The organism is Phocaeicola sp. (genome assembly GCF_048170425.1).
Taxonomy (GTDB): Bacteria; Bacteroidota; Bacteroidia; order Bacteroidales; family Bacteroidaceae; genus Phocaeicola.
This window is the reverse complement of sequence record NZ_DBEXBB010000008.1, coordinates 1-21,280: the sequence shown is the minus strand read 5'-3', so window position 1 is coordinate 21,280 and position 21,280 is coordinate 1. Positions and strand designations below refer to the sequence as shown.

Sequence of the window (21,280 nt, the reverse complement as noted above, 5' to 3'; positions counted from 1 at the left end):
CTACTTATTCATCTCTTTTTTGTTCAAGTGGCAGGAAGGGTTGTAAAAGTAAAAAAAAACTAGAACGTTAACTAAACTTTTAATCTATGGAAAAAATGGATTTTTTTCATCCGTTTTCTTCTCTGTGGAGAAGAAAACTTGTCTCCGTGCCTATTACGTTAAGTTTATTCTGCTCATTGGCTTCTGTTAGTGAAACAGTGGTTGCATCAGAAGTAGATTATACTTCTTTTGCTTATGGTCAGCAAGTGGTTCGTGTCGCAGGGTCTGTGGTTGATGCCAATGGTACTCCTTTGATTGGAGTAAGTGTCTTGGAAAAGGGTACTTCTAATGGTACGATTACGGATATGGACGGGAATTTTATGTTGAACGTGGCGTCTGCCAAGTCTGTGTTGGTATTTTCTTACATCGGCTATGTTACTCAAGAGCTGACCGCTCCTGCTTCAGGACATGCAAAGGTGGTATTGAAAGAAGATACCAAAACATTGGAGGAGGTAGTAGTTGTAGGTTACGGCACACAAAAGAAAGAAAACCTGTCTGGAGCGGTAGCTTCCATTAACAGCGAACAACTTCAGAACCGCCCTATTCAGAATGTCAGCAGCGGTTTGCAGGGCCTGATGCCAGGTGTGACCGTGACTGGTACGAACGGTGCCCCGGGTATGGACAGTGGAAAAATCAGGGTACGTGGTACAGGTACCTTGAACTCAGCTTCTCCTTATATTTTAATTGATGGAGTGGAATCAGAAACCATGAGTGCTATTGACCCCAGTGATATTGCCAGTATTTCTGTTTTGAAAGATGCGGCATCGGCTGCCATCTATGGTTCTAAGGCAGCCAATGGGGTTATTTTGATTACAACTAAGCGTGGGGCTACCGGAAAGCCTAAAGTATCGTATAGTGGATATGTAGGTTTCCAGAATACCACCCAGACGATTGACCGGTTGAGCTCATATGAATATGCCAGCATGTATAACGATGCATTGCGCTCGGAAAACAAGGCTCCTCGGTTTACAGATGAAGAAATTCAGAAGTTCAAGGATGGTACCGACCCGAATTATCCCAACACCGATTGGTATGGACTGGCCTACAAGACTGGTATCCAGCATCGTCATAATCTGAATGTGACAGGAGGTAATGAGTTCGTACATTATATGGGTTCTATCGGTTACCTGAATCAGACCGGTGTATTGCCCAATGCTGGACGTGAACAGTTCAATGCGCGTACCAATCTGGATATGAAAATCAGCAAACGCCTGTCGGCCAAGTTAAATCTGGCTTTCATCAAGAATAAATATGACGATGCCAGCTCTGCGTATAACGGAGGTAGTTCTGATCAGATTATCCGTCAGTTGAACTTGATTTCTCCTTGGATTGTGAACCGTTATGAAGATGGCACGTACGGTACAATTTCTGATGGTAACCCGATTGCCTGGCTGGATTCAGGTATGAAGGTGACACGTGACAATTATAACTTCACGGGAATGGCTTCATTGGACTATCAGATTCTGGACGGACTGATATTGACTTTGACGGGATCGTATGTGAACAATTTGCAGAACTATAAATATTTCCAGGCATTCATTCAATATAATGCCAATAAGGCGACTGTTCCCAATTCACTGGATGAACGATATTATCGCTGGGATCGTACTAACTACGATGCGTTGCTGAACTATGACAAGAGTTTTGGAAATCATCATGTGAAAGGGTTGGCCGGATGGCATACCGAAAAATACAATTATAAGTATTTGAAGGCTTTTCGTGAAAATTTCCCGAACAATGAACTGACCGATATCAATGCGGGTGATGCAGCTTCGCAGACTAATGCCGGATTCAGCCGGGAACTGGCCATGATTTCCTGGTTTGCCCGTGTCAATTATGATTATGCTGGAAAATACCTGCTCGAGGCTAATATCCGTGCCGATGCTTCTTCCCGTTTCGCCAAAGAAAACAGATGGGGATATTTTCCGTCTTTCTCTGGAGCCTGGAGAATTAGTGAAGAAAACTTCATGTCGTCTGCACGCAACTGGCTGAGCAATTTGAAGATTCGAGCTTCATGGGGTATGCTGGGTAATCAGGACGCATTGAATAATGATGCGTCGGGAGCTTACTATCCGGCATTGACCGTGTACGCTATCGGAGCGACTTATCCATTTGGCGGTGACTTGAATTCTGGATATTATCAGGGCTCTTACAATCTGAGTACCATCACCTGGGAAAAGGCTACTACTTGGGGTGTGGGACTGGATTTTGGATTATTTGATAACCGGCTGACTGGTTCTATTGATTTTTATAATCGCAAGACAACGGGAATCATGATGGATGTGGCTGTTCCACAGGAATTCGCGCTCAATCCCTATAAAGACAATGTAGGCTCCATGCTGAACAGAGGTGTGGAAATCGATTTGGGGTACAATAACCAGTGGGGTGACTGGTCATTCGGTGTGGCTGCTAATTTTTCTTACAATCACAATGAGATTACTAACCTGGGAGGTGTAGATTATATTGGCGCGGCAGGTGGATACAATCAGCGCAATGCAGTGGGACATGCCATGAATTCTTATTATGTGTATCAGGCAGACGGTTTCTTCAATTCCCAGCAAGAGGCAGACGAATTCACTGCGAAATATGGCAACCCGTTTGGTGGTGGTGGTTTTAAAGCCGGCGATATTCGTTACATAGATACCAATGGTGACGGTAAGTTGAATGGCAATGACCGTGTGCTGACTAACAGCAGTGATCCGGTTTATACTTTCGGATTGAGCCTGAATGCCGGATGGAAGAACTTCGACTTGTCTGTTATGTTCAATGGAGCTGCAAAGGTGGCTCGTCTGTTTGATACTTATGAAGTCTATGGTGCCTTTTCTGGTGATGCCGGTCACCCGGCCAGTATCTGGAAAGATGCTTGGACGGAAAACAATAAAGATGCTTCCATGCCACGTATCTTTACGGATACCAACTCTCCGAGCTGTTCACGTAATGCCGTTTCCACTTTCTGGTTACAGAATACAAGTTACGTGAGATTGAAAAACCTGCAGTTAGGTTATACCTTGCCTAAACATCTTCTCAGCAGCTGGGGAATTGAAAACGTGCGTTTCTACTATTCTGTAGAGAACCTGTTTACGATTGATGGAATGAAAATTAATATTGACCCGGAAGCCACCAGCCAGCGTTTGTCTTCTTATCCTTTGTTGAGGACTCATTCGTTTGGTGTGAATGTGACTTTCTAAGATAAACCTTAAAAACATAAAGATATGAAATACATAAACTATATATTGGCAGGTACAGCATTGGCTTTTATGGCTTCTTGCAATGATTTTTTGGATACGATACCTTTGGATGCACTGTCTCCGGGTTCTACCTGGAAGACGGAAGTAGATGCGCAGAAATTTCTGGTAGGTTGCTACGATGGTTGGGAAAGTGGTGGAGAAATCCTGTATATGGATTGTGCCTCTGATTTTGCATACAATAATTTCTCTTGGGAGGGTTATAAAAACTTTGGTAACGGAAGTGTTACGGCAGCCAATCCCGGGGCAAACTTCTATAATTACACCACTATTCGTCGGTGCAATACCTTTTTGGAAAATATTGATCAGGTAACTTTCGCAGATGAAAAAGTGAAAAAGGACCTGATTGCTCAGGTACGGGTTATCCGGGCTTATCGGTATTTCAAGATGAACTGGCTGTATGGAGGTGTGCCTATCATCGAGAACTATAAGAGTGCGCAGGAAGCGCAGGTGCCTAGAGAAAGTGAAGAGAAGGTTCGTAAATTTATTGAAACAGAATTGGATGAGTGTACGCCTGACTTGAACGTGAAACCTTCAGAAAGAGGACGGATTGCGCAGGGGGCAGCCTTGGCTATCCGTATGAGGGAGGCATTGTACTATGGTGACTGGAGTACTGCCAAGGCGAAGGCTCAAGCAATTATTGACCTGAACCAATATGGGCTGGAGCAAGGAACGGAAGGATATAGTAAACTGTTTCAGCTGGCTGGACAGGACTCTCCGGAAATCATTCTGGCTGTGCAGTATGTGACTCCGACTAAGGTATTGGGAGTAATCGGACAGATGTATAACAATGGTGACGGAGGTTGGTCGTCTATCGTACCTACCCATCAGTTGGTCGATACGTATGAAATGAAAACCGGATTGACCATTGAGGAAGATACCTCTTATGATCCCACTCATCCGTTTAAAAACCGTGACCCGCGTCTGGGCCTGAGTATTATCTATCCTGGTGCGGATTACATTGCGGGAGACGGGGTGAAGAAGGTCTTCAACACGCTCGACAAAACAGTGAACGGAGGCAACAACAGTAATTACATGACCGCTGCCGATAACGCTTCGAAAACCGGGTTGACCTGGAACAAGTATCTTGCACCTATCACACAGTATAGCGACATCTGGAAAACAGCCGCTTGTCCGATTGTATTCAGGTATGCGGAAGTGCTTTTGACATGGGCGGAAGCTGAGAATGAATTAAGCGGTCCTTCACCGGAGGTTTACAACAAGATTAACCAGGTACGCCAGCGTGTAGGAATGCCGAAGGTAGACGAAGCGAAATACAATACAGCCGCAAAGTTGCGTGAGTTGATATGGCGTGAAAGGGGCGTAGAATTTGCAGGAGAAGGGCTTCGCCGGGCAGATATCTTGCGCTGGAAGACTGCGGATGGAAAGATGCTGGCCGAAAAGGTTTTGAACGTACGTCTGGAAAGAAGAGTGGGTACGGTAGATATGGCAGGTGCCGATTCAGAAACCCGGGCTACTATTAATGTCAATGCATTGGCTGAAGACAAGTTGATAGAGGTGCGTAAGTTTGAACCTAAGAATCGTTATTTCCCGTTTGGACAAAGTATTTTGGATAAGAATCCGAATTTAAAGCAGAATGAAGGTTATTAAAAACGGATAATGAAGTGGAAAGCCTCAGAGTGTTATGCTTTGGGGCTTTTTTTATGCTTATTAGAGGGGGGTGGGAAAAGCCACTGCGAGAACGATGGGCATAAAAAAAGGAGTTCCGCTGAACTCCAACCTTTGTTAACCTTAAATCTAATACTATGAAAAACACATTGCAAATGTAAGGGTTTTCAAGGAAAAAACAAGCGATTAATATGTTTTATAACATGAATTAAGAAATAAAGGGCTTTCATTCAGACCTTTTATACAAAAGGCTCATAGAAAAGCATCATCGTCACATAAAATTGGTGTAAGACAATGTATTGTGTACCGATTCCTTGGAACTAGAAACACGATGAATAATGGAAAGGGCAGATTGTGTTGAACACAGGTGTCGGTTCGGTTGATATAATTAAAATAAAAAATGCTTGAGGTTATTTTTATCATACGGGGATGGATTGTATGTCTTCCATGCGTGAACCCAATGTTTTTCAGGGCAGAAATTTATGTTTCCCTTATGGGAAACACAGGTTTTTCCCCTGGGAAACATGGAATATAAAAATGCATTGTGGGCTTGATACCGAAGGATTGCAAGTCATCCGTTTGTGGGTTGTAGTGCGTAGTAGTGAAAGTCAATATTTCACTGCTGTCTCATAAAAGTTGTCTCAGACGGCTTTTTTATCATTATTTTTTTCTTATCTTTAATCGCTGTTGGTTTTCAGCATCTTCTTTACGCTATAAAATATGAAAAATTCACTTTGGTTTTTAATGGGGTTGGCGGGCCTTACATGGGCTTGTTCAAGTCCTGACGTTCCCGTAGAAGAGGATTTGACACAATATGTAAATCCTTTTATCGGGACAGACTTTACCGGAAATACTTATCCGGGTGCACAAGTGCCTTTTGGCATGGTTCAGTTGAGCCCGGATAATGGACTTCCGGGATGGGATAGAATTGCAGGTTATTATTATCCGGATAGCACCATTGCCGGATTCAGCCATACGCATCTTTCAGGAACAGGAGCGGGTGATTTATATGATATTTCTTTTATGCCTGTAACCTTGCCCTACGTAAAGGCAGAAGCTCCTCTAGGGGTACATTCTAAATTTTCACATGACAAGGAAAGTGCGTGGGCCGGATATTATCAGGTTTTTTTGGATGACTATGGAATAAATGTAGAGCTGACTGCTACGGAGCGTTGCGGAATACAACGTTATACATTTCCGGAAGCGAAGTCGGCTATTATCCTGAATCTGAAAAAGGCAATGAATTGGGATATCACTCAGGATAGTTATGTGGAAGTGGTAGATTCTGTCACTATTCGTGGGTATCGTTTTTCAGATGGTTGGGCAAGAAAGCAGAAAGTATATTTCCAGACTCGTTTCTCCGTACCTTTTGAGGATATACAGATGAATACAACTCCTATCTTGAACGATAGCCTTTCTATGGGAACCGCATATATCGCCCGGTTTGACTTCTCAACGAAAAAAGGTGAACAGATAATTGTGGCTACCGCCATTTCGGGAGTAAGTATGGAAGGGGCTGCGAAAAATTTGCAGGCAGAAGTGCCGGATAATGATTTTGAAAAATATCGGTTGCTGGCTAAAAATGCATGGAATGAGGAATTGTCGAAGATAAAAGTAGAATCAGAAAATAAGGATGACAAGATTGTGTTCTATACGGCGCTTTATCACAGTATGCTGGCTCCTACTATTTATTCGGATGTAGACGGACAATATTATGGACCGGACCAGAAAGTGCACCGGGCGGAGAATTGGACAAATTACAGTACGTTTTCTCTTTGGGATACTTTCCGGGCATCACATCCGTTGTTTACTTATACCCAGCCGGAACGGACAAATGACATGATTAAATCATTTTTGGCATTTTATGAACAGAATGGCCGTCTGCCGGTGTGGAATTTTTATGGAAGTGAAACAGACATGATGATTGGTTATCATGCGGTACCGGTCATTGTGGATGCTTATTTGAAAGGAATCGGTGATTTTGATGCGGAAAAAGCGCTGGAAGCCTGTATTGCTACTGCAAATATAGATGAATATAGAGGTATCGGCCTTTATAAGCAGAAGGGGTATATTCCTTATAATGTTGAAGATGAATATAATTCGGAAAACTGGTCGCTGTCGAGAACACTGGAGTATGCGTACGATGATTTTTGTATAGCTGAGATGGCTGCTAAAATGGGACGCAAGGATGTGGCGAAAACGTTCTATGCTCGTTCGCAGAATTATAGAAATCTGTATAATCCGGCCACTTCCTTTATGCAGCCCAAAGATGATAAAGGTAATTTTATTAAAGATTTTCATGCAGAGGAATATACGCCGCATATTTGCGAGAGCAATGCATGGCATTATTTCTGGTCTGTACAGCATGACATTGATGGGCTTGTCGCTCTGGTGGGGGGCAAAGAACGCTTTAGCGAGAAACTTGACAGTATGTTTACCTATTATCCGGCGGATGACCATGAATTGCCTATTTTTAGTACGGGAATGATTGGGCAGTATGCACACGGAAATGAGCCGAGTCATCATGTGGCGTACTTGTATAATAAGGTAAACCAGCCTTGGAAAACGCAGCGATATGTGTCGCAGATTATGGATGAATTGTATTTGAATACGCCGGCCGGTTTGTGTGGAAATGAGGACTGCGGACAGATGTCGGCATGGTATGTGTTCAGTGCTATGGGATTTTATCCTGTAAACCCGGTCTCCGGTGAGTATGAAATAGGAAAACCGAAATTTAAGAAAGTCGAATTGCGACTGGCAAATGGCAGAGTGTTTACCGTGCTTGCGCAGAATCTTGACAAGGAAAATATATATATACGTGCAGTCAAATTGAATGGCAAGGACTATCATCGGAGTTTTATTACACATGAACAGATTTTATCTGGTTCTACACTAGAACTGGAGATGTGTAATGAGCCTGGACATGTATGGTATTAATTGAAAAGTTCAGACTTGAAGCCGTTATGAAGAAATATGGCTACAAGAACAAAGGAGATAGCAATGGAGGCTCCGTCAAATAATGAGGAAAATGCTATCTCCAGGAGATGATTTTGAATGGAAAATCTTATACTCATAACTATTTTTCACATGAAGATTTGATGAATGGAGCGAAAATACAAATAGAAATGAGTAACTTGCCGAACGAAAACAGAGGTATAGTCGCAGAAGATGCTCCTTACTCGTTTTCAGTGGATGAGAAATAAGAACCTTCATATATTAAATTTAAAACCATGAATAAGAAATCATTATTGTTTGTTCCGGTTTTGTCCTTGTGCCTGGCTTCTTGTGGAAGTAGCCAGAAAGGGCAGGAGATGGAAGATTTGACACAGTTTGTAGACCCTCGTATCGGTACTGGCGGACATGGACATGTGTTTTATGGAGCCAATGTGCCTTACGGATTTATTCAGCTGGGCCCGACAAGCATTCCTCAGTCATGGGACTGGGTATCGGGTTATCATGTATCTGACTCTACAGTAATAGGATTTCCGCATACGCATCTGAGCGGAACTGGTATAGGCGACTTGCATGACATCAATGTAATGCCGGTAGTAGGAGAAGTGACTTATTCAAGAGGGGATGCTTCATCGTATGAAACGGGATTATGGTCTTACTCCGACCGTTCGAAAGAAGTTGTGACTCCGGGTTACTATCGTACCCACCTGTCAAGATACAATGTGGATGTAGAATTGACAGCCACCAAGCGTGTAGGTTTCCATAAATATACCTTCCTGGGAGGTGAAAGTCCGGCCATTGTATTTGATATGGTAAACGGTGGCTGCTGGGATAAAACTACAGAAGCCGTGATACGGGTGGTAAACGACAGCACCGTGAGCGGTTATCGCTATTCAAAGGGATGGGCCGACGACCAGCGTGTGTTTTTCCGTGCAGAGTTCTCACGTAAGTTTGATAACGTAGAGTTTATTGTCAACGATTCGGTGAAGGAAGGTGACATGGCAAAAGGTGCACAGCTGTTTGCCAGAGTAAACTTTGCTGCGGGAAACCAGGGACCGGTGTATATGAAGGTGGCATTGTCTCCTACTTCAGAAGAGGGTGCACAACTGAATATGCAGACAGAGCTGAGTGGCTGGGATTTTGAGAAGACGATTGCAGATGCCAAGGTTGCCTGGAATAAGGAATTGAATAAGGTAAAAGTGTATACTGCAGATGAGGCTTCAAAGAAGATTTTCTATACAAGCCTGTATCACACCTTGTTTGCTCCGTCTGAGTTCTGTGATGTGAACGGTGATTATTATGGAGCCGACAAGCAGATGCACAAGGGAGAAGGTTTTGTAAATTACACTACATTCTCACTTTGGGATACCTATCGTGCGGCACAGCCGTTGATGACGATTCTGCATCCTGAAAAGATGAGTGACATTATTAATACCATGCTTCACATCTATCAGCAGCAAGGAAAACTTCCGGTGTGGCATCTGATGGGTTGTGAAACCAACTGTATGGTAGGTAATCCGGGAGTACCGGTGGTGGCAGATGCCATCTTGAAAGACATCAAGGGATTCGATTCAGAGCTGGCTTTCAAGGCATTGAAAGAATCTTCTATGTTGCCTGAACGTGGAATGGAACACCGAATTAAGTATGGGTTCATTCCGGCAGACAAGATGACGGAAGCCATTGCGTATGATATGGAATATGCTATTGCAGACTGGGCAGTGGCACAGGCCGCTCAGAAACTTGGCAAGCAGGAAGATTATGACTATTTCCTGAAACGTAGCAAGTCGTACAAGAATTATTTTGATGCTTCTACGGGCTTTATGAGAGGAAAGATGCTCGACGGCTCCTGGCGTACTCCGTTTAGTCCTTATGCTTCTTCTCACAGAGATGATGATTATTGTGAAGGAAACGCATGGCAGTACACATGGCTGGTTCCTCATGATGTAGAAGGACTGGTGGAATGCTTCGGCAGTAAAGAAGCGTTTGTGAACAAACTGGATTCTTTGTTCCTGGCAAGCGGTGATATGGGAGAAGCTTCTTCGCCGGATATTAGCGGACTGATTGGACAGTATGCGCATGGCAACGAGCCGAGTCATCATACAGTTTATCTGTATACACTTGTCGGTCAGCCTTGGAAGACGGCCGACAGAATCAAGGAGATTCTTCATACCATGTACACAGACCAGCCGGATGGTTTGTCGGGTAATGAGGATGTAGGACAGATGTCGGCATGGTATATCCTTTCTTCTTTCGGATTCTATCAGGTAGAACCTGCCGGTGGCAAGTTTGTCTTTGGTTATCCTAACTTTGAAAAAGTAGAAATAGCTGTTTCCGGTGGAAAGTTTACGATTGTGAGAGAGGATAAAGGAAAGAATAATAACTATATACAGGGTGTCGTTCTTAACGGAAAGGAATATAAGAAAGCCTGGATTGACTATGCGGATATTATGAAGGGTGGTGAGTTGAAGTTCCTGATGGGAGATGAGCCGGTAGTATGGTATTAATGAATGTAGTGTTGACTATATAGTGAGAGCCCGTTATCAAGTGTATATCTTGATGGCGGGCTTTCTTTTTAAGAAAATAAAATTCATAAAGGAGTTAGGAAGAAATATGAAAATTTCTTCCTAACTTTCACCCCAGAAATAATTAACCTTAAAAAGAACAGATGGAAAAAACTCTTATTCAATCAATCAAAACTATTTGCTGTTCATTGACGGGAGTACTGACAATTAGCGGGACTCCTCAGCAGTTGTATGCAGAAAATGCATCCTTGCCTTATTGGAAGGATATTCAGACTGTATCGGTAAACCGGGAAGCGCCGAGATCGGCTTTTATGACTTATGCTGATAAGACTCAGGCCTTGACCGGGAAATATGAAAACAGTCCTTATTATGAATTGTTGAATGGTACGTGGAAATTCTATTATACGGATTCCTATCTGAACCTTCCTGTAGACATTACCTCTCCGGAAGTGAGCATAGAAGGATGGCACGATATTAAGGTACCGGGAAACTGGGAAGTGCAAGGGTTTGGTACGGCCATTTATACGAATCACGGATATGAGTTTCAACCTCGTAACCCTCAGCCTCCTTTGTTGCCGGAGAAGAATCCAGTGGGAGTGTACCGGCGTGATATTACCGTGCCTTCAGAATGGAAAGACCGTGATATTTACCTTCACATTGCCGGAGCAAAATCAGGATGCTATGTGTATTTGAACGGAAAGGAAGTCGGTTATAATGAGGACTCCAAGAATCCGGCTGAATACCTGATAAATGATTATCTGAAGGAAGGTAATAATGTATTGACCTTAAAAATCTTCCGTTGGAGTACAGGCTCTTATCTGGAATGTCAGGATTTTTGGCGTATCAGCGGTATAGAACGTGACGTATTCCTTTATTCACAGCCGAAAGCTTCAGTACAGGATTTCCGGATTGTGTCTACTTTGGATGATTCGTACCGTAACGGTATTTTCCGCTTGGATATGGAGTTAAAGAATCATCGTACCAATACGGCTGGGTTGAGCATTGGATATGAGTTGCTCGATAATAACGGAAAGGTAGTAGCCAATGGTGAAGAAGCCGTAGAGGTACTTGCCGGAAAGGAAGGTACGGTATCGTTCAGCAAGGAACTGCCTGAAGTAAAAACCTGGACTTCGGAAGCGCCTAATTTGTATAAACTGTTGATGGCCGTGAAGGAAAATGGAAAGGTGACCGAAGTGATTCCTTACCATGTAGGATTCCGACGTATCGAAATCAAGGAAATTGATCAGAAAGGTGCTAACGGAAAGAATTACCATGTGTTGTTTATCAACGGACAGCCTTTAAAGTTGAAAGGGGTAAACATTCACGAACATAACCCGTTGACAGGGCACTATGTGGATGAGGCCCTGATGCGTAAGGACTTGGAACTGATGAAACGGAACAATATCAATACGGTACGTTTGTGTCACTATCCGCAAGACCGCCGGTTCTATGAACTCTGTGATGAATACGGTATTTACGTGTACGACGAGGCAAACATTGAAAGTCACGGAATGTATTATGACCTGCGTAAAGGAGGTACTTTAGGAAATAATCCGGAATGGCTGAAACCGCATCTTTACCGTGTGGAGAATATGTTTGAGCGGAATAAAAACTATCCTTCAGTTACATTCTGGTCGTTAGGTAATGAGGCTGGAAACGGTTACAACTTTTATGAAGCTTATTTGTGGGTAAAACAGGCCGACAAGGGGCTGATGGATCGTCCGGTAAATTATGAACGTGCACAGTGGGAATGGAACTCTGATATGTATGTGCCGCAGTACCCCAGTGCATCCTGGCTGGAACGTATCGGAAAACTGGGAAGTGACCGTCCGGTAGCTCCTTCGGAATATGCACATGCCATGGGAAACTCTACCGGAGGCTTGTGGGACCAGTGGAAGGCTATCTATCAGTATCCTAACTTGCAGGGAGGATACATCTGGGACTGGGTGGACCAGGGCATTTTAGTGAAGGATGAAAACGGAAGAGAATATTGGGCATACGGAGGTGATTTCGGAACCAACATGCCGAGTGACGGTAACTTCTGCTGTAATGGTATCGTGAACCCGGACCGCAATCCTCATCCGGCCATGAGCGAAGTGAAATATGCGCACCAGAATGTGGCTTTTGAAGCTGTAGACCTGGCAAACGGTAAGTTTAATGTACTGAACCGCTTTTATTTTACGAACCTGAAAAAATATATGATTTCGTATGAAGTAAAGGAAAATGAAAAGGTGGTGCGTCGTGGAAAAGTTTCACTGGATGTAGCTCCTCAGGATAAGAAAGAGTTGACGGTGAATGTTAGTGGATTGAAAGCTAAAGTGGGTACGGAATATTTTGTGAACTTCTCAGTGACTACGGTAGAGCCTGAACCACTTATTCCGGAAGGATATGAGATAGCACACGAACAGTTCCGCTTGCCGATAGACCCTGCTTCACGTTCATTCTCGGTACAGGGTCCCGCTTTGCAGTGCAGTGAAAATGGCAACTTATTGAGTGTGCAGTCTTCACGTGTAGCTTTTGTATTTGACAAATCAACTGGTCTGGTTACTTCTTATAAAGTGAAGGGAACAGAATATTTCCATGAGGGATTTGGTATACAGCCTAACTTCTGGCGTGCTCCGAATGACAATGACTATGGAAGCCAGATGCCGAAGCGCCTGCAAATCTGGAAGCAGTCCAGCAAGAACTTCAATGTGGTGGACGCTTCATTGACTATGGATGGAAAAGATGCGGTACTGAAAGTCAGCTACCTGTTGGCTGCAGGTAATCTGTATATTGCTACCTATCGCATTCATCCTTCAGGAGTAGTGAAAGCAAATTATACATTTACTTCTACAGAAATGGAAGCTGCGAAAACAGAAGCTTCAGAAGCTACATTGATGGCCACGTTTACTCCTGGGAATGAAGCGATTCGCAAGGAAAGCTCCAAACTGGTAGTTCCGCGTATCGGTGTTCGCTTCCGCTTGCCAGCCGAGATGGAACAGGTTACTTATTTTGGTCGCGGACCGGAAGAGAATTATTGTGACCGCAATAATGGTACACTGGTAGGTGAGTATCAGGCGACAGCAGCACAAATGTATTTCCCTTATGTGCGTCCACAAGAAAACGGACATCATACAGATACACGTTGGCTGATGTTGAAAAAGAAAAACGGAAAGGGCTTGGCTGTGTATGCAGATGGTACATTGGAATTTAATTCGCTCCGTAATTCTATAGAAGATTTTGATGGAGAAGAAGCCGTTCAGCGTGATTACCAGTGGAATAACCGTGATGCAGAAGAGTTGAAACATGATGTAAGTACGGCCAAGAATATCAAACCTCGTCAGACACACATTAATGATATTACTCCTCGTGACTTCGTGGAAGTCTGCTTGGATATGCGACAGATGGGTGTAGGAGGATTTGATAGCTGGGGTGCCGTGCCAGATCCTCAATATCTGATTCCTGCCAATAAGGAGTATCAATGGGGATTCACGATTGTGCCGATGTAAATAATAAAAGCATAAAATGAAGATTCCGGACTTGAAAAAATTATTTTCAGGTTCGGAATTTTTTGTTCAGATAGGGATATAAAAAAAGGAGTTCCGCTGAACTCCAACCTTTTGTTAACCTTAAATCTAATACTATGAAAAACACGATGCAAAGGTACGGACTTTTGGGAATTATGCAAGTTTTGTGTGCGTTCACATGTGCTTTATAACATAATTTGAAATTTTAGCTGTATTTGAAAGACTTATTAATAAAATTACAATGGCAATGAGAACTGTTCTCTAAAATATATTCATTTAAAAGTCATGTGTTCTACATGGTTCTGTAATATGTTTTTTTGTCCTTTGTTACAGAATTAATCAAGGTTTTATATAATGGAATTAAGTGTTCGGGAACGTCAGAAAGCACTGACAGTTACAATGGCTATGCTATTTATAGCATGTGCTTGTTTATTTTATCTGGGATATAGATTGTGCATGTATTATTAGTAGAGCGAAAAAAGGTGCGTCTGGATAATTCCGGACGCACCTTTTTAGCAATAAAAGCCGATGAATTATTTGCTTTCTTTTTTAAACTTGTAGACAGCAAATGTCATGGCACCTATTTGGGTATTGAGCGTATTTCCTTCAATTGAGATGCTGCTTTCTTTAGGAGTAATAAGATTCGGGTTGTCGAGTGTATTTTCGGCATCCGGATTTTCTGTATGCAGTGTGATGCATTTTCCATCTCCTAAAGTTACCGACTTCTTCAGTCCTTTAAATTCCAGACTGATGGGTTGTGCTTTTTCAGACACGTTCGCTACTTTTACAATGTAGGTCTGTGTGTTTTCATCCCATACGGCACTGGCGAAAAGTCCATTCTGACCTTCCTGACCACTTACCGGTTTTTTATCCATAGTCAGAGGAACTACATTTGTTCCTGCATTGTGACCATAGAGCGACTGAACATACCAGCTACAGGTGCGTACAGAACGGAGGTTGTCAAACCATATTAAGTCTGGACGCCACTGCCAGCCTTCTACGTGAGCCAGCAACGGAGCATAAGTAGCCATGTGTACTACATCTGCGTTTCTTTCTACTCCAGTCAGGAACGCCGCTTCAAGCAAAGAAGCGTGGAAGTGATTCCATTTCTTTCCTTTTCCGTGGCAGGCATATTCTCCGGCAAATACTTTCGGACCTTTACGGTCGTAATTGTCGTAACGGTTTCCTGATTTCAGGAACCAGTCTTCCGGACGATAGAAGTGTTCGTCTACCAGGTCTACTTTCAGCTTTTTCATTTCCGGCCACAAGTAATCAAAATCTTTTCCTTCAGAGTTTGGACCAGATGAACCGATAATCTTGATTTCAGGATGTGCTTTACGAAGAGCTTCTACGAATAACTTCAAGCGTTCCGGGTATTCAGGTCCCCATTGTTCGTTTCCGATTCCGATGAACTTCATGTTGAAAGGAGCCGGATGTCCCATATCGGCACGGAGTTTTCCCCATTTGGTATCAGTACCTCCATTGGCAAATTCAATCAGGTCGAGTGCATCCTGGATGTAGCTGTCGAGGTCGCATAGCTGAACATGTGCTTTCGGGTCATCGTTCTGATACTGGCAAGCAAGTCCGCAGTTCAGGATTGGCAGTGGTTCTGCTCCCATATCCTCTGAGAGAAGGAATAATTCATAGAATCCCATTCCATACGTCTGGAAATAGTCAGGGTAGAAACGGTGTGGGAAAGTATAATGCCATCTGTTGCTGTTCAGCGGACGGTTTTCTACTGGTCCTACTGAATTTTTCCAATTGTAACGGTCGCTTATTTCTGTACCTTCCACGATACATCCTCCAGGGAAGCGGAATATGCCCGGTTTAGTATCGGCTAATGCTTGTACAAGGTCTTTTCTTAATCCGTTTTCACGTCCCTTCCATGTATCGACTGGGAATAAGGATACATGTTCCAAGTCTACAGTTCCTGCTGATTGTAAGAAGATTCTCAGGTGAGCTTTTGCTTCTGTTTTTGTAGGAGTCAGTATCAGCTCGTATTTTTTCCATTCTTTGGAGTTGATGTCTAAAGACTGTGCCGTGATGACCTGAGTCTCATCCATGGAATCGTTGTCAATAAGTTCTACTCGTATTTTCTGGTTTTCTCCTCTTGCCCATACAGTAAAACGATATTTTTCATTGGCTTTAATTCCGATGCCGAAGAATCCTTCATTTTCAATACCTGTACGTTTGTGTGCGTGGCTGGGAGCTCCAAGTCGTACGTAATGTGGATTACGTTCAAACGGGCCATCGTTTTGCAGAGTTACGTTTCCAAAGATGTTCCATCCCATAAAACTCTGTGGAAATTCAAATGAACGGTTTTTGATTAATTCTGCATAGAGTCCCCCGTCTGCTCCATAGTTAATGTCTTCAAAGAAGTGACCGTACATGGTCGGTTGAATCTCTGCTCCAATTTTGTTGGCTTGGATAACCATTTGGTTGACATTCTGTGCTTGCAAGCTGAGTCCTGCCGTTAGTGCAAGTGCAGAAAGAAAGGTTAAGTGTTTGTTCATGGTTTTATTATTAAATTAATGTGATACAAAATTATAAAAAAGCACGAAAGATTCACGGAAAAACAGTGAAATATCTGTCTTTGTGAAATCTAGGCATAAAAATAGGAGCAATCCTTTTTCCTGAGGTGGACAAATTTTTCTATTGGGTGGACATTTGTCTTTTGAGCGGATTTTTATCCTCTTTTTCAGAAAAAGACTCGAAAAACGGTTTACCTTTGTGTAAAACAGAATAATTTCTATGAAAAGACAAAGTTTGCTTCTATACTTGTTCCTGATTTTTTGTTTGTGTCGTCCGGCTGGATTACTCTATGCGGTGCAGAACTCTTCTCGTTTTTCGTTGGCTTCTATTACGATAAACGATGGGTTGCCTTATAATTTTGTAGACGATATAATCAAATCGGACGACGGCTATCTGTGGGTCGCTACGTATGGAGGTGGGGTGGCTCGGTATGATGGAAATGAATTTGTGGTTTTTAATACGAATACGACAGACCAGAGAAGGCTACTTCGAAGTAATTTTGTAGAGAAATTGGCAGAGGATGCTTTTCATCGTATCTGGGTGGCTGGAGAGTCAGGTATCGAATTACTTTCTACAGAGAACTTACAGTTACTGCCTGTAGAATCTTTGCAATCGGAAGAAATGGCAGGGCTTATGAAGGCGCCGGTTAGTTTCTTGATGACGACTCGGACTGGTAATTTATGGCTCTGTAGTCGTGGACATATTTATAAGGTAATGTTTAACAGTACGGGTACGGTGAAAAAAGTCATTCGTATTTCGGATACGCCAATACATGAGCGTGGCTGCGTCTTGTCTGAGATAGATGGTTATGTCTGGTTCTTTCATAAAGGAAAAATGTGCCGGATTAGTGAGAGCGTAACAAGTAGTCAGGAACCACAGCCGGTTTCTGTATCTTTGGATATTTCTCCCTTAGAGGCGGTTTTTAGCATTTTTCATTGTCAGAATAATGTATGGATTGGTACAAGTAACGGACTGTATTGTTATGATTTGACGACAGACACCAGTCTGCATTATGTGCACGATGCCCAGAATCCGTCTTCTTTGTCACAGAATTATGTGACCTCTATTACATCCACACGAGATAATCAGGTGATAGTTGGTACATTGTTAGGCCTGAACGTGTTTAATGCCTCTACGTCTGATTTTACCCGTATTCAGGCTGGTGAAGTTATGGAAATGCATGGGCTGTCATGTAACTTTATCAATACTCTGTATGCAGATGATGAAAATGATATAATCTGGGTAGGGACTGAGATAGGAGGAATTAGTAAAATGTTTCCTTCCCGTTTGTCTGTAATCAATTATTATCATCAGCAAAATCTTCCCGGTAGTTTGTCGCGTAATCCGGTCAATGCAATTGTAGAAGATGAATACCAGACACTTTGGGTGGGAACGGTGGAAGGGGGATTAAACTGTCGCCTGAAAGGAAGTGATACCTTCTTGCATTATACTACCGAAGCACCTGCTTATTTGGCGCATAATACTGTGAGTGTGTTAGTAATAGATGACAAAGATCGTTTGTATGTAGGTACTTGGGGGGCTGGTCTTGGCTGGATAAACCGTAAGCCTTCTGCATCTAAATGTTATGTACCTCTTCCGTTGAGTGATCCTTTTGTGTCAAGTTTGGCTTTTGACCCTGTGAGTCATTTACTTTGGATTGGCACCATGAATAATGTGTATGTATATAATCCGGCAGACGGAACCGTTTCAGAACCTTTCCTGAATGAAGGTAAGGAGGTTGTCAATCAGAATGCACTAGGCATGTGTATTACCCGTGAGCGGGAACTTTGGATTTCGTCTCCGTTCGGCCTTTTAAGAATAAATCTGACGGCTTATGACAAAGGACAATTGAAATATCAGAAATATGTATATCAGTTGGATAACCCGGCTTCTAAGCGTCGGGAGCGCATTACTTCTATTTTTCAAGCGAAAGACGGGACAATATGGCTGGGAAGTAATGGAAACGGATTCTATAAAGCCATGAAGAAAGGGAATGATTATCAGTTCCTGGCATTCACTAAAAATGATGGTCTGGTAAGCAATAGTGTGCGTGGAATGCTGGAGGACTGGTATGGAAATATCTGGATATCTACCGACAACGGGTTGTCTTGTTTTAATGTCAAAGAGGAGTCGTTTCGTAATTACAGTCAGATTGACGGCTTGGTTTCTGATCAGTTTTATTGGAATGCCGGTGCTTTGTCTTTTGACAAGGAACGTTTGTTCTTTGGTAGTCAAAAGGGGTTGACTGAAATACATCCGATGATTGAAACTGAGCATCAGCGTAAGTTTCCTTTGGCTTTTACACATTGCAAGGTGTTTGGACAGGAAGTTTTTCCTCAGTCAGGAGAAATAGTTATGCACGAGAGTGACAAGTCGTTATCAATAGAGTTCTCAGCCCTTGATTATGCATTGGAGTCTCAGGCACAATATTCATATCGTTTAAAAGGTTTTGACGATGCATGGGTAATAGTACCTTCCAATCGAAACAATGCGACTTATACGAACTTGTATCCCGGTAAATATGTTTTCCAGCTTCGTTATGCTCCTGATGGCAAGCATTGGCTTACACGTACAGAGGAGTTGACCATTGTAGTTCATCCTTATTTTTATAAAACACCTTGGTTTTTGCTTTCTGTTTTGTTTGTTCTCCTGTTTGGTGGTTATCGCATTTTGAGGTGGCGTTATCAGGCTATGAAGCGCCAGCAGAACTTATTGCATCAGATGGTGGAAGAACGTACTTCAGAACTGGAGGAACAAAAGAAATTGTTATCTAACCAGACTCAGGAGCTTTCGGAGCAGAATAAATTGTTGAAGGATCAGAATGAGAAAATTACTGCACAAAAGAACCAGATTCTGGAGATGTCGCGTCAGGTAGAGGAGCTGACGATTGATAAACTGGCTTTTTTTACCAATATTACCCATGAATTTCGTACCCCGCTTACTCTGATTGTAGGTCCGATTGAGCGTGCTTTAAAGTTGAGCTATAATCCACAGGTGATTGAACAATTGCATTTGGTGGAACGCAATTCGAAATATCTTCTTTCATTGGTCAATCAGTTGATGGATTTTCGGAAAGTGGAAGAAGGTCGTATCAAGATTGCTACCAACTATGGTAACTTGAAAGAATTTATGTTGGAGATAGTACCTCCTTTTGCTGATTATGCGAAGAATCGTGGTATTAATCTTCAATTGTATCTTCGTCTTTCCGATCCGTTCCTGAAGTTTGATGAGGATGTGATGCGTAAGATTATGACAAATCTTATCAGTAATGCCTTGAAGTTTACTCCGAAAGGAGGCAATGTAGGTATCTATGTCGGAGTAATAGGAGGGGGGACTGAAAGGAAGCTGTTTATTAGCGTGCGTGATACAGGGAAAGGTATTCCGGGAAATGATATAGAACGTATTTTCATGCAATTCTATCAGTCGGATAACCGGAGCCTTGAATCTGTCAGCGGGCAGAGCGGTACGGGCATAGGTCTGTATTTATGCCGGAAACTTATTGATTTACTGGACGGCAAGATTTATGCGAAGAATAATCCGCTGAAAGGGGCTTCGTTCCGTATTCTTTTGCCTGCACTGTATGGAGATACTCAAATCCATTCAGAATCTGGAATGGAAAAAGAGGATATTGCGATAGATGTGCCGCGCAACGGGAAATTGGTTATACTGGTAGTAGAAGATAATAAGGATATGCGTGATTATATTCGCTCCATATTGGGCGAATATTATAATGTATTGGAGGCCGCTCAAGGGGAAGAAGCTTTGGCATTATTGCATGCCAATAATGTTGACTTTATCATCAGCGATTTGATGATGCCTGTCATGGATGGCATGGAATTGTCCCGTCGTGTAAAGAATGATTTCTCTATCTCTCATATTCCTTTTTTGATGCTGACGGCTAAAACGTCAGATGAAGCTCGTCTGGAAAGCTATAAGATGGGTGCAGATGCTTTTTTGCTGAAACCTTTTGATGAGAATATGCTGCTGGCCCGCATTTCCAGTATATTGGAGAACCGGAAACGTCTCCAGCAAAAGTTCTCTATTGATATGAACACTGATTCGTTGGAAGTTGAAGAGAACTCCGGTGACAAAAAGTTCTTGAACAAGGCGATGTCAGTAGTAAAAGAGAATTACAAGAACCCGGATTTTGAAGTTAGTGATTTTATTGAAGCGGTGGGAATCAGTAAGAGTTTGTTGAATAAAAAAATGCAGAGTCTGACCGGACAGTCTGCCGGTCAGTTCATCCGTAACTATCGCTTGAACCTGGCTCGTGAACTTCTGCTGAAGAATAAAGTACACCGCACGATGAATATTTCTGAGATTGCTTATGAAGTAGGATTTAATGACCCTAAATATTTTACCCGCTGTTTTACGAAGCATTTTAATGTGACTCCGAGCAGTTTGCTGGAAGATTGAACGCAAGAAAATTTCCCTTTTTTATTCTCTTTGATGAAGAACTGAAAACGCTGTGCCTTAGAAGGGGAAAATGCACTGCATTCTTTATGGTTTTCGTGGCAGAACCCTATGTTTTCTACGTTGGAGCCCTATGTCTATAGCTTGCAAAACATTGGTTTCCGCCACGAAAAATATTGATTTTAAGGAAGTGTCTTTTATTTAATTCAGGTAAGATTATATGTCATGAATGTAACTTCGCAGAGAATGAAGAAACACTTTTATGTTGATAACAAAGAAACGGGTTGCAAATGAATCGTAAAATTTTTATTGCTTGAAATCTGCTTAATATGTTACCTCTGATATATGGCTGGTTATTAGAAGACTAGTGAGGAGGATAGAAGAAGTGGAAGAAAGAATATATTTTTATTAGAAAACACTTTTATCCACTATTTCGAAT

General features: G+C 42.5%; 8 protein-coding genes. 7 read left to right on the top strand and 1 reads right to left on the bottom strand.

Annotation, left to right across the window (positions count from 1 at the left end):
• The first annotated feature begins 86 nt into the window (after positions 1-86).
• From ACMJ0U_RS00250 to ACMJ0U_RS00225, 6 genes are all read left to right on the top strand, one after another.
• The gene (locus tag ACMJ0U_RS00250; protein ID WP_417127390.1) at positions 87-3,227 is read left to right on the top strand and encodes a SusC/RagA family TonB-linked outer membrane protein; all 3,141 of its coding nucleotides are present in this window, start codon (positions 87-89) and stop codon (positions 3,225-3,227) included.
• A gap of 24 nt (positions 3,228-3,251) precedes the next feature.
• Positions 3,252-4,895: a RagB/SusD family nutrient uptake outer membrane protein gene (locus ACMJ0U_RS00245; protein ID WP_417127388.1), complete on the top strand. Its 1,644-nt coding sequence runs from the start codon at positions 3,252-3,254 to the stop codon at positions 4,893-4,895.
• A 762-nt stretch (positions 4,896-5,657) separates the two neighbouring features.
• Positions 5,658-7,850: a GH92 family glycosyl hydrolase gene (locus tag ACMJ0U_RS00240; RefSeq protein WP_417127391.1), complete on the top strand. Its 2,193-nt coding sequence runs from the start codon at positions 5,658-5,660 to the stop codon at positions 7,848-7,850.
• A 107-nt stretch (positions 7,851-7,957) separates the two neighbouring features.
• Entirely contained in the window at positions 7,958-8,116 is a 159-nt protein-coding gene (locus tag ACMJ0U_RS00235; protein WP_417127386.1) for a hypothetical protein, read from the top strand.
• 27 nt (positions 8,117-8,143) lie between these two features.
• Positions 8,144-10,369, top strand: coding sequence for a GH92 family glycosyl hydrolase (locus ACMJ0U_RS00230; protein ID WP_417127384.1), 2,226 nt, complete (start codon positions 8,144-8,146; stop codon positions 10,367-10,369).
• A 161-nt stretch (positions 10,370-10,530) separates the two neighbouring features.
• Positions 10,531-13,878, top strand: coding sequence for a glycoside hydrolase family 2 TIM barrel-domain containing protein (locus ACMJ0U_RS00225; protein ID WP_417127383.1), 3,348 nt, complete (start codon positions 10,531-10,533; stop codon positions 13,876-13,878).
• A 551-nt stretch (positions 13,879-14,429) separates the two neighbouring features.
• Here ACMJ0U_RS00225 and ACMJ0U_RS00220 read toward each other — a convergent pair.
• Positions 14,430-16,409, bottom strand: coding sequence for an alpha-L-arabinofuranosidase C-terminal domain-containing protein (locus ACMJ0U_RS00220; protein ID WP_007560254.1), 1,980 nt, complete (start codon positions 16,407-16,409; stop codon positions 14,430-14,432).
• A 238-nt stretch (positions 16,410-16,647) separates the two neighbouring features.
• Between ACMJ0U_RS00220 and ACMJ0U_RS00215 the strand changes: the two genes are divergently transcribed.
• On the top strand, positions 16,648-20,844 hold the full coding sequence (locus ACMJ0U_RS00215; RefSeq protein WP_417127382.1) for a two-component regulator propeller domain-containing protein: 4,197 nt from the start codon (positions 16,648-16,650) through the stop codon (positions 20,842-20,844).
• Positions 20,845-21,280: the final 436 nt, after the last annotated feature.